This is a genomic window from Coraliomargarita sinensis (genome assembly GCF_003185655.1).
GTDB lineage: Bacteria > Verrucomicrobiota > Verrucomicrobiia > Opitutales > Coraliomargaritaceae > Coraliomargarita_B > Coraliomargarita_B sinensis.
In genome coordinates, this window is sequence record NZ_QHJQ01000007.1 from 150740 (window position 1) to 162500 (window position 11761).

General features: G+C 54.7%; 8 protein-coding genes (1 of these 8 only partly in view). 6 read left to right on the plus strand and 2 right to left on the minus strand.

What is annotated here, in order from left to right:
• The first annotated feature begins 3 nt into the window (after positions 1-3).
• The 4 genes from pstA (at position 4) to DDZ13_RS15635 (ending at position 3398) form a co-directional block, all read left to right on the plus strand.
• Entirely contained in the window at positions 4-1209 is a 1206-nt protein-coding gene (gene pstA, locus DDZ13_RS10775; protein ID WP_110131465.1) for a phosphate ABC transporter permease PstA, read from the plus strand.
• A 38-nt stretch (positions 1210-1247) separates the two neighbouring features.
• On the plus strand, positions 1248-2042 hold the full coding sequence (pstB, locus tag DDZ13_RS10780) for a phosphate ABC transporter ATP-binding protein PstB (RefSeq protein ID WP_110131466.1): 795 nt from the start codon (positions 1248-1250) through the stop codon (positions 2040-2042).
• A 36-nt stretch (positions 2043-2078) separates the two neighbouring features.
• The gene (gene phoU, locus DDZ13_RS10785; protein WP_110131467.1) at positions 2079-2717 is read left to right on the plus strand and encodes a phosphate signaling complex protein PhoU; all 639 of its coding nucleotides are present in this window, start codon (positions 2079-2081) and stop codon (positions 2715-2717) included.
• A 201-nt stretch (positions 2718-2918) separates the two neighbouring features.
• A complete protein-coding gene (locus tag DDZ13_RS15635) occupies positions 2919-3398 on the plus strand; it encodes a CBM20 domain-containing protein (RefSeq protein ID WP_199221104.1) in 480 nt (159 codons plus the stop codon).
• A gap of 654 nt (positions 3399-4052) precedes the next feature.
• Here the strand turns inward: DDZ13_RS15635 and DDZ13_RS10795 are convergent.
• Both DDZ13_RS10795 and DDZ13_RS10800 read right to left on the minus strand, forming a co-directional pair.
• Entirely contained in the window at positions 4053-6608 is a 2556-nt protein-coding gene (locus DDZ13_RS10795; RefSeq protein ID WP_110131468.1) for a DNA translocase FtsK, read from the minus strand.
• Between the two features lie 150 nt (positions 6609-6758).
• Entirely contained in the window at positions 6759-7286 is a 528-nt protein-coding gene (locus DDZ13_RS10800) for an FKBP-type peptidyl-prolyl cis-trans isomerase (RefSeq protein ID WP_110131469.1), read from the minus strand.
• A gap of 165 nt (positions 7287-7451) precedes the next feature.
• On the opposite strand from DDZ13_RS10800, the gene glnD reads away from it, so the two are divergent.
• Positions 7452-10244, plus strand: a complete 2793-nt coding sequence (gene glnD, locus DDZ13_RS10805; RefSeq protein ID WP_110131470.1) for a [protein-PII] uridylyltransferase — start codon at positions 7452-7454, stop codon at positions 10242-10244.
• Positions 10245-10299: 55 nt separating this feature from the next.
• Positions 10300-11761: the 5' portion of a GAF domain-containing protein gene (locus tag DDZ13_RS10810; RefSeq protein ID WP_110131471.1), read on the plus strand. 233 nt of this gene lie beyond the right edge of the window; only the first 1462 of its 1695 coding nucleotides appear in the window; it begins with the start codon at positions 10300-10302; its stop codon lies off the right edge, out of view.

An 11761-nucleotide genomic window follows, 5' to 3' on the forward strand; every position in this document is an offset into this window, starting at 1 on the left:
CAGATGGCCGCTCTAAAAGAACGACACCTCTACTCCCTCCGCCCGTCACGCAAACGCACGGTCGAGTCGGCCATCCAGTGGTTCTTCCGACTGGCAACTTATCTGGTGATTCTGGCAGCCGGTTATATTTTCGCCAATATCGCCTGGAACGGCTCCAAGGCGGTCTTCACCACGAAGGCACCATTCATCAACACCGACTTCCTCACGCAGAAGCCGCAGACACTCCATGTCTATGAGCCCAAAGGAACCGTCGAGGAGCAGGCGGCCATCAGCGCCGAGCAAATCAAGCTGCGCCGGGAACGAAATAACCTGGGCAGTTCCGACAAAGAGGCGGCCCTTGCGATTAACGAGGAACTCAAAAACCTTCAGGGCCGGTATGATACCCTGGACATCATCCGGAAGGACGAACGCCAACTTTACAGCGACACGGAATACCGGGCGCTCGAGACCAAGCCGGACCCGGAGAGATTTGCCTACAGCAACTACGCTTACAGCGGAGGTGGGATCGGTCCGGCGATTGTGGGCACGACGCTGCTTGTTCTCGGCTCTATTGCGATCGCGCTCACTCTGGGCGTACTCTGTGCCGTTTATCTGAGTGAATACAGCCGCCCGGGCAGGGTCCTGCAAACCGTCCGGCTTTCCATCCTCAATCTTTCCGGGGTACCTTCCATTGTTTTCGGACTTTTCGGGTTCGGTATGTTCGTCCTCTTCTTCGGCTGGGGTGTCTCGATGCTGGCCGGATGGTTTACCCTGGCGATCATGGCGCTGCCGGTGATCATAACTGCGAGCGAGGAATCCATGCGGGCCATCCCCAAAGGCTTCCGTGAGGGCTCGCTTGCGCTCGGCGCTTCGAAGTGGACGGCGATCCGGACCAATGTGCTACCCTATGCGCTGCCCGGGATACTCACCTCGTCTATCATGGGGATTGCCCGGGTTGCCGGGGAAACCGCTCCGATCATGTTCACGGCGGCCTTCGCCCTGAGGGACCAACTTCCCTGGGAAGGGCTCTCCAGATGGACGGATTTCTTTTTTCAGGGCGTCATGGCCCTGCCCTACCACATCTATGTGGTCAGTGCGAAAATCCCACAGAACGAATACACCCGCACGATGCAATATGGTGCTGCCTTCGTTTTCCTCGTGATCGTCGGATTTTTTGCACTCAGCAGTATCATCCTCCGCATCCGAATTCGCAAAAAGTATCGCTGGTAAGACAGGACCCACCGTATTAATCATTTAACCACCCGAACATGGCTCAAAACAAGGATACCGCCAATAGCCAAGACACGCGCAACATTATTGAGGTCCGTGACTTCAATTTCGCCTACGGCAATTCTCAGGCCCTCTTCGATGTCAACATGGATATCAAAGAGAAGGAGGTGACTGCATTCATCGGACCCTCTGGTTGCGGCAAGTCCACTTTCCTGCGCTGCTTCAACCGCATGAACGACCTGATCGACATCGCACGAATCACAGGAGGCAGCGTCAAAATCAACGGCATCGATATTTACGGCAAAGAGATTGATGTGATCGAGCTCCGCAAGCACGTGGGCATGGTTTTCCAGAAGTCCAACCCCTTCCCGAAATCCATCTACGATAATATTGCTTACGGTCTCCGCATCCAGGGCATCAAAAACAAGAGTACACTGGATGATGTTGTCGAAGAATGCCTGCGCGGGGCGGCGCTCTGGGACGAGGTCAAAGATCGCCTCCATGAAAGCGCCCTCGGCATGTCCGGCGGGCAACAGCAACGACTATGTATTGCACGTGCGCTGGCGGTAAAACCGGAAATTCTCCTAATGGATGAACCCTGCTCGGCACTCGACCCGATCGCCACGGCCAAGGTTGAGGAATTGATTCACTCCTTGAAGAAGGAATACACCATCGTTATTGTGACACACAATATGCAGCAGGCGGCACGCGTCTCCGACCGGACGGCATTCTTTTATCTCGGAAAACTCATCGAGTACGATGTAACCGACACCATCTTTATGAATCCGAACAACGAACAAACCGAGGCCTATGTCTCCGGTCGCTTCGGTTAATCATTCCCATACCCCTCCCACAGACTGGCTCCCATCATGAACCGCTATTTCCACAAAGAACTCGAAGAAATTCGCAGCAAACTCATCCTGATCGGTGAAAAGGCCAACGAGGCCGGAAGCCTCGCTGTCGAGGGATTTATCCAGAGCGATCTCGAAAAGACGCTCAGTGCCATAAAAATGGACGACGAGATCGACGACCTTGAAATCGAGATCGACCGCGATTCCGTCCGATATATCACCTTGCGTTCGCCGGTCTCCAGCGATGTCCGCCTGATCTTTGTCGCGATCAAAGCCAGCCACGACCTGGAACGTGCCGGTGACGAGGCTCACAGCATCGCCAAGCGCACCCGCAGTATTCTCACCCGGGACGGGAAAGTAACCAATACGGTCGCGATCGAAACCATGAGCGGTCTGGCTTTCGGCATGCTGAAGGATGCACTCACCTCATTTCTGGAAGAGGATCTCGAACTGGCACATGGCATCATTGAACGCGACAAGGAGGTCGACCGCCTGAACAAGGAGAACTTCAAAAAGCTCTCCAAGGGAATGGAAGGGGAGAATATCGAAGCTTCCACTTCAATCGAGACGATTCTGATTTCGAGATCGATCGAGCGGATCGCCGACCATGCCAAGAATCTGGCCGAAGAGGTCATCTACCTGCTCACGGGCGAGTAATCCACGACGAACCTTCACCCGTAAAGCCCGTTACCTCGCCGGATCGCTTTGTGCGCGGGCGGTTAGCAAAATCGTCACAAACCCGGCGTATTTTTTGAGTATCAATTTGGCCCCGCATCTGCTAAAGGCTGGATTTACGCGCGATTATGATCGCACGTATCCTAAAACAAACTAAACTAAATTCGAAAACAACTCACACCCATGGCTATCAAGAAAACCACCAAGAAGGCAGCCAAGAAGGTTGCCGCCAAAAAAACTCCCGCCAAGAAAGCGGTTAAGAAGACTTCAGCTAAAAAAGCTGCGGTCAAGAAGGCACCCGTCAAAAAAGCTGCGAAGAAAAAAGTCGCCGCAAAGAAGGCACCTGCCACCAAAGCACCGGCTAAGAAAGTTGCGAAAAAGAAAGCAGCCACCCAAAAGGCGGCCACCACATCCATCGTGGCCAACGTCGATGTCGGCTTCGGAAATACGCTCTATGTTCGCGGTCAAGGCGCAGGCCTGTCCTGGGACAAGGGTATCGCCCTGAAAAATGTCAGCCCTTACGAGTGGAGCTTCAGCACCAGCGAGGCGAAGGGTGACATTACCTTCAAGTTCCTCATCAACGATGAAGCTTGGTCCGAAGGCGACAACCTGACCGTTGCCGCCGGCAGCACTTCCGTCAGCTCGCCCGTCTTTTACTGGTAAGCGACACTTGCATCGCATTTCTCAAAAGCCCGCCATTCCCGGCGGGCTTTTTTATGCTCCGCAACACGGCCGCGTAATCGCTCATGCCAAATTCAGGAAGGTCTGTCTCGGTAGACTCGCTTGTAAGCGATGGCACGATACATGTCACGCCGTCTTGTCCGGCGTAACCCGGTGAAGACGGCAGCCTCGTTAAGCGTAGGTGGGGTGCCGTCGATTATCGCTCGCATAGATCGATCGACCTTGCTCTCGCAACCTCGCTACGAGGACAAACCTTCTTGAAACCGGTATCAGACGACAACGACACCGCGATGTCCCTAACCCGGTACGTTGCCATAAATAGAATCAGAATTTAACCGGGATCAGCCTATCCGTAGCCAAAGGCCTTCGCCTTTGGTCGTACCAAACCGAAAAACCCGCAGCATTTCTCCAAAGCCTAAGGGCTTCGGCTACTAGAACACTTACTAGAACTCCTTCTGGTGCTTATCCAGACTGGGCCATTTTCACACAGGCCTGCATGGCAAGGACAAAGCGTTCACCCTCCACAGATATATTATCAATAATAGGGTCAGAATTAAACTAAGTTAAACCTATCCGTAGCCGAAGGCCTTCGCCTTTGGCCGCAGCACCCCGAAAATTCTCTCACGGGCGTGACTACTACATCGTATCCAGATCGACCAGGATTTCGCGGGGGCTGGAACCGTTTTCCGGCCCGACAATCCCGCGGTCTTCAAGTTCTTCCATGAGCCGGGCGGCGCGGTTGTAGCCGATCCGCAGGCGACGCTGGAGCATCGAGGTCGAAGCGCGCTTACTGCTGCGCAGGACATCGATCGCATCGGGCAGAAGTTCATCCCCGTCCGTCGGTCCACCATCATCGCCGGAATCATCCCCGCCGGCATCAACCTGCTTCTGCACTTCTTCAGCAAAAACAGGTGGCTCGTTGTTCTCCTTCAGGAATTCTACAATATCGTTAATCTCGTCATCAGAAACGAAGGCCCCCTGGGCACGAACAAGGTTGGAAGTGCCGGGCGGTATAAACAACATATCCCCCTTGCCAATCAGCGCCTCGGCTCCGCCGCCGTCGAGGATGGTGCGGCTGTCGACCTTTGAGGCGACCTTAAAGGAAATTCGACTGGGCAGGTTGGCCTTAATCACACCGGTAATCACGTTCACCGAGGGACGCTGGGTGGCGAGAATCAGATGGATACCCGCCGCGCGCGCGAGTTGGGCAAGACGCGCGATGCATGTCTCGATGTCGGCGGGAGCGACCATCATAAGGTCGGCCAACTCGTCGATCACACAAACAATGTAGGGCAGCTTCTTCTTCGGAATTTCGAAAGCATCGTCATCGCGGGGCACCTCGACCTGTTGAATCGCGGCGCGCTCCTCGGCGCTCATGTCCGCGTCCATGGCTTCGGCCTTGGCCTGTTCTTCCTTATCCTTGGCGATCTTGGCATTGAAACCGGCAATATTACGCACGTTTTCGGACGCAAAGATCTGATAGCGGCGGTCCATTTCCCCAATCAACCACTTGAGGGCCCCCGGCACCTTCTTCGGCTCCGTCACCACGGGGATCAACATGTGGGGCAGCGAATTATACATCTGCATTTCCACCACTTTCGGATCAACCATGATGAAGCGAAGGTCCTCGGGCGCCGAGTGGTAAAGCAGGGAGGCGATGATCGCATTGATACAAACGGTCTTACCGGAACCGGTCGACCCGGCGATGAGCACGTGCGGCATCTTCGTCAAGTCGGCCACCATGGGTTTGCCGGTAACATCCTTGCCCAAGACGACGGGGATTTCGGCCTTGGCATCGGCCCAGGACTTCGACTCCACGATATCGCGCATGCAGACCGCTTGGGCGGATTTGTTGGGCACCTCAATGCCGACCGTGCCCTTGCCTGGAACGGGGGCGAGAATACGCACGGACATCGCTTTCAAGCCGAGCGCGATATTCTTATCGAGATTGACAATCTTTTCGACACGTACACCGGGTGCCGGGGTCACTTCGTAGCGGGTAATGACGGGGCCCGTGTGAATTTCTCCGGGAATCACTTTGACACCGAATTCTTCGAGAGTCCGTACCAGTGCCTGCATGGTGCCGGCATGATCCTCCTGCCCCATATTGTTGCTGTCCGGGGCTTCCGAAAGCAGCTCGAGTGGCGGGAATTTATGGTTCCCCTTCCGCTCGGGGATACTTGCTACGGCCTTCTCCGTTTTTTCGCCGGAGATCACTTTGATCATGCCCGGATCCAGCTTGGGCTTGGCCGTTTCGGCGCTGGCGGATTCCTCCGGTTCCGGCTCGGGCACTTTAACTTTTTTCAGCTTGTGCGTCTTGCGCGACGTCGCGGTCTTCTTCGGCACGATCGGCGCACCGCTCAATAGGGAAGGCTTACGCCCACTATCGTCCGGCTCGTCTTCAAGGTCTTCTTCCGGCTCGGGCTCGGGCTTGGCCTTGGATTTACCCTTCTTCGCCTTCCTGGCTTCGGCTTTTTCAGCCTTGGCTTCTGCTTTGGCTTTCGCCGCCTCCTCCCTGGCCAGACGCTTTGCTTCGGCGGCATCGGCCTTTCGCTTCTGCTTGGCTTCTTTCGATTCCGCGCGATTGGCCAGGAAGTTGTGGTAGCTGTTCTGTATCCAATCAAGGAAATGCCCGAAATTGTCCGTAAAGACGATAGTCGAACCAATGACGAGCCCCATCATTAAAACGAGAAACGCACCAAAGGGGCCGATATAGGCCTGTAGCATCCGCTCTGCCAACCATTCCCCGATAATGCCTCCGTAACCATTGGAAAGCTGGTCACGGAAGATGCTGTCGCTGGCCGCTTCCACACCGCCAAGCATGGCTGCAAGCCCGGAAGCACAGCAGAGGGAAAAAATCGAGAGCAGGCCGACAACAATACGCTTACGGCGCGGCTGCTGGACCAGGAAACGCACGCCTACCCAGAGCAAATACAGCGGGAGCAGGAAAATCGCGATCCCCGTATAATGGAAACCGTAAAACCCGATATGACTCCCGAACGGGCCGACCAGATTGGTATCCGTCGGGTCCGTTGTGTTGAACTGGGTCGAGTTGTAGTCGAAAATCGCTACCCCGACCATTGTCGCCAACGTCAAAAACAGCATCGCCCAAACCGGACGGGATTGGGATTTGCGGGGCTTTTGGGAAAGGACTTTACGCTTAGCGGTCTTCTTCTTCGCTTTTCTGGCCATGGATCGGGTGCTGTAGGTAATGCCGGTGGGCAGAATCTATCTAATAGAAGAACCTAATTGACGAGAAGTCCAAGCCCGAAAACCCGCGACCGTGCGAAAGACGCACTGTCGCGGGGACTCGGGAGAAACAGATAATTACTGTCCTGGAGATTAGTGCGAGCAGCCACAGCCACCGGACTCGTCTTCACCTTCGCCGCCACCACAGCAGCCACCGGATTGGTGCACGTGGCCGTGCTCAAGCTCTTCGTCAGTCGCCGAACGGACATCCTGAACCGTGACATTGAAGTTCAAGTGCTTACCGGCCAACGGGTGATTTCCATCAACCGTAACCTCTTCGCCTTCAACTTTGACCACGCGGACGGAAACGGGGCCTTGCTCGGTGCTGGCCTGAAACTGCATGCCCACTTCGATGTTTTCGATCCCCTGAAAGCGTTCTTTGGGAACGACTTGCTCGAGAGCGGGGTTGGGCTCGCCATAACCCTCTTCAGGGCTGACACGAACTTCCACCTCGTCGCCCACTGTCTTCCCTTGCAGGGCGGCTTCGAGGCCGGGAATGATGTTTTTGTGACCGTGCAGGTAGGTGAGCGGCTGTCCCGGTTGTGATTGGTCGATGACCGAGCCCCCGTCACTGCGTAGGGCATAGTCCATCGATACGACTGTTCCATCTGTAATTTGCATAAGAATATAAGTGCTTAGAATAATTAATATTGCTGGATGAGGTCTCAGGTCAAAACACCGAGCCCCTTTGTCAAGCCTAGGCTCGGAGACCTCCGGGAATAAGGATACTCACTTGACGCATCTAGTAAAAAAAAGGTTCTTACTAGAAGAGACTTACTTTCAAGTATGCCGATACAGGACAATCCGCTCTTCAGACGCCTCCATAAGCACGCGCAGAAACGCCTGGCTTTCGAACCGGGTGTGCCCCGGGGGCAACAGCTCCCGGCCTACAAGCGCTATCTGGAACTGGAGAATACCATGCTGGAGCGCTACCACCGGAAAGGGGATTCGGGCCTGGAGGTGTGTCAGGCCAGAGCGGCCATGATCGACGTCATCATCGAAAACCTCTTTCTGGCCGCGCTCAACCTGTATACGACGGAGCACGGCAAGCTCCCCTGCAAGATGGCGGTCCTTGCCACCGGCGGATACGGTCGGCGCGAGCTGAATCCTCACAGTGACATCGACATCATGTTTCTCTACCCGGACAGTGCGACCGGCAAGAAACTGGAGCACTTTCAACAGGTGCTGGCGGAGGAAATACTGTATCCGCTCTGGGATCTGGGCCTGAAGCTGGGACATGCCTCCCGCAATACCAAAGAGGCGATCGCCGAGGCGAAAAAAGAAATTCAGTCAAAAAATGCCATTCTCGAGTCGCGGATGATTTGCGGTTCCGAGCATCTCTATAAAAGACTGCATAAGAAATTTAAGACCTACTGCCAGAAGGACGATCCAAAGGGTTACATTGAGCAGAGGCTGGCCGACGAGGAAGAGCGACATGCCAAGGCGGGCAACACGATTTACCTGCAGGAACCGGACATCAAAAACGGGGTCGGCGGCCTGCGGGACTACCAAAACATCCTCTGGATGGCCTACATCAAATTCGGTCACCGCTCGCTACGTGAACTGGTGCGGGCCAAACTGTTGAGAGCGGACGAGAGAAAGGCCATGCGCCAGGCCTACGACCTCCTGCTGCGTACCCGGACGGAGGTACACCTGCAAAACCGGCGGCCGACCGACAAACTTCTACTCGAACAGCAGCCCAAAGTGGCCGAGCAACTGGGCTACCGGCAAAAAGACATCTTCGAGCGTGTCGAAGCCTTCATGAAGGACTACTACTCCGCGGCACGGACGATCTATCACACTTCGACCATGCTCAAAGAACGCATGGCTTTGGCCGCCGAGAATACCAACCGGATCAGTTTCCGCGAGGCGTTGCGGGCCCACCAGCATCTACCGATTAAACAGATCGACGGCTTCCAGCTCCATAACAAGGTTCTTTCGGCTGACTCTAAAAACGTATTCAAGAAGGATCCGGTCCGCTTCATCCGTGTCTTCCGCTACGCCCAGCAATTCGGGGCAAAAATGGATGCCGACTTGCGCTTTCTCATCAGCCATTCCCTCCCGCTGATCGACCGGAATCTCATCAACAGTCCCTCGGCCGCCAAAACGTTTTGCACCCTACTGCGAGCTCCGGGCGAAGTGTACGATATCCTGATGGAAATGCATGAGCTGGGCGTCCTCGGGCGCTACATCCCGGAGTTCGGCGATCTCACCTGTATGGTGCAGCACGAATATTATCATCGCTATACCGCCGATATCCATGTGCTGCATACCATCAAACATCTTGATCTGGTTTTCTCCAAACACGACGAGGAATATGCCCACTATGAGCAGGAGCTACGAAAAAATGATGATCCCCTGCTACTGTATCTCACTCTGCTACTGCACGATATTGGAAAATCGGAAGGCATTCAGGGCCATGCACTTAGCGGCGAAAGAATCGCCAAACCTATCCTCGATCGACTGCTAGTCCCCAAAGACCAGCAGGAACAAATTTTATTTATTATTCGCAGCCATTTGGAAATGGCACGCTTCTGGCAGAGGTTTGATCTAGATGATCCTGAAACCGCGGCCTCCTTCGCTAATTTTATCGAAGATCCGCAAAAGCTCCGGTTCCTCTATACCCATACATATTGCGACGCTCGTGGCACGGCCCCAACCCTGTGGAATGGCTACAAAGAAATGATGCACCGCACTCTGTATGTGAGGACGCTGGAGCAGTTTGAGGATGATATCACCCTGCAAACCAAGCGAAAAGACAAGATCGACATGTTACACGAAGAAATGCTCCATCGGAATATTGAGGGCATCTCGACAGAGGAGATTGAGGCCCACTTCAGTCTGCTGCCCGAGAGGTATTTCATCAATACGGATGAGGCGGACATCGATCTTCACCTGCGCATGGTCAACCGATTGCTCAGTCAAATCCAGAATGCGGAATCGGTCGGGGCACTCTCTCCCATCATCGACTGGCAGGACGATATCGACCTGAGTATGAGTGTCGTTAACGTGGTGACCTGGGACCGCGCCGGACTCTTCTACAAACTGGCCGGTGCGCTTTCACTAGCAGGCGTAAACATCGTCAGCACAAAGGCGATCTCAAGAAACGACCACATTTCCATCGACACCTTCTACATCATCGAACCGGGTGGCGGCACCGTGCGCAACGCGGAAGCGAAGGAGATCTTCGAGAAGCGCCTGAAAGAAGCGCTGATCGAAAACAAGGACCTGCTTCCCGCCCTCCAGGAATTCGAAAACAAACTTGCATCGAAATCCAGTAACAAGGACATGCTGCCGGCACCGTTCCCACCCAGTGTCGATGTCTACCACGAGCTTTCCCTGAAACGGACGATTATCGAGGTCCAGGCGACCGACCGCATCGGCCTGCTGTTCCAGCTGGCCAGACTGATCTCGAAAAGAGGCTTCGACATCAGCTTCGCCCGTATTGCTACGGAGCGTGGTGTCGCGATGGACACCTTCTACATCGAGAATGTCGACCACGAAGAGGAAGCCGAGGAAACCTCCAACCTGCTGCAACTGCGCGAAGAACTGGACGAGATTGTTCGTGCCTCCAGCTAGAGCCTGAAAAATCCAGGTTCGACCTCGGCTAAAGTTTTATCGATGCTGCGGTTCAATGGACGCGAGTGACAGTGAAAAAACTGCGATAGATTCCCTCTATCACATCAGCAGTCTCGTATCGAATACAGACGAGCCCAAGGTTGCGCTCAAATTCATCCTGGACGAGATCGTTCGCGTACTGGAGCCAAGCAGCGCTTCGATCTCACTGATCAACCCAGACAACAAACGCCTCGAGCTCGAAGTCTCCTACGGCTTACCTGAGGACTGGTCGGACATGAATCTCGCGCTCGGCCAGGGTATCACCGGCTGGACGGCACTGCATGGACGCTCGATTGTGGTGCCGGATGTAAGGGAAGAGCCGCGCTATATCAGCCTTCGCCCGGCAATTCGCTCGGAGATGGCGGTGCCCATGGAGGACCGGGGCATGATCATCGGTGTGGTCAATGTCGACAGCGAAAAAGTTGATGCTTTCAGTGAGCACTCGTTGAAAATTCTCACCTTGCTCACGAACGAAGCGTCCCGGGGGATTTCCAGACTCTGGCTGATCAAGCAACTTCGCACCAAAGCCAAACAACTGGAATCACTCATCAACATGGGCCAGGGCCTCGTCGGCAAACTTGATTCGGACGATATCCTCGAGGGTCTGGCACGCGAGGGGCGACAGTTGCTCGACTGCCATGTGTGCGCGCTCTTCCTGATCACTCCGGACAAAAAGGAACTGAAACTGCACAAGATGTTCGGGCGGGACGGCGCCATCCAGGCCGAACAGTCCATTTCAGTCAACGACTCGGCCGTCAGTGCTGCCGTTCACCGCAAGAAACAGGTGGAAGTCACCGATCTGGCCTTCACCGAGGAAAATGATTTCATTTACGTGATTCAGCGGGAAGGGCTGGTCTCGATGCTCGCCTCGCCCGTTGTCTTCGGCGACGAAGTTATCGGCGTCCTCAACGCCTACACCCGTCGCAAGCATCGTTTCAACAACGACGAAAAGAAGGTATTTGCCACCCTCGCCAGTATCGGCGCCATTGCCATACAAAATGCCCGCCTTTACTCCAGGGTTTTTGCGTCAGAAGAATCGCTGCGCCGCAACGAAAAGTTGACCACTCTCGGAATGCTGGCTGCGGAGATTGCCCATGAAATCCGCAACCCCTTGACGGTCATCAAGCTGCTTTTCGACTCTCTCGACCTGGAATTTCCCGAAGAAGATGTCCGCCAGACCGACGTGCATGTAATCGGCGAGAAGCTCGACCACCTCGAAGAAATCGTGGAACGCGTCTTGAGCTTTGGTCGTAGCCGCGAAGGGATGCACAGCCGGCAAGACCTGAGCCAGCTGGTCCGCGACACGGTTCGCCTCGTACGGCTTAAACTGCACCAACAAAAGATTGAGCTTCAATTCCAGCCCTATCACGAACCGATCTTCATCGAGGTCAATAAAGGCCAAATCCAACAGGTACTCCTCAACCTTATCTTAAATGCGACACAAGCCATGCCCGAAGGCGGTACGGTGCTTATCGAAA

Excerpts from the sequence above, each read along its gene's own strand:
- pstA (WP_110131465.1), top strand. The coding sequence starts at position 4 with ATGGCCGCTCTAAAAGAACGACACCTCTACTCCCTCCGCCCGTCACGC.
- DDZ13_RS10800 (WP_110131469.1), bottom strand. The coding sequence starts at position 7,286 with ATGCAAATTACAGATGGAACAGTCGTATCGATGGACTATGCCCTACGC.
- DDZ13_RS15635 (WP_199221104.1), top strand. The coding sequence starts at position 2,919 with ATGGCTATCAAGAAAACCACCAAGAAGGCAGCCAAGAAGGTTGCCGCC.
- glnD (WP_110131470.1), top strand. The coding sequence starts at position 7,452 with ATGCCGATACAGGACAATCCGCTCTTCAGACGCCTCCATAAGCACGCG.
- pstB (WP_110131466.1), top strand. The coding sequence starts at position 1,248 with ATGGCTCAAAACAAGGATACCGCCAATAGCCAAGACACGCGCAACATT.
- DDZ13_RS10795 (WP_110131468.1), bottom strand. The coding sequence starts at position 6,608 with ATGGCCAGAAAAGCGAAGAAGAAGACCGCTAAGCGTAAAGTCCTTTCC.
- phoU (WP_110131467.1), top strand. The coding sequence starts at position 2,079 with ATGAACCGCTATTTCCACAAAGAACTCGAAGAAATTCGCAGCAAACTC.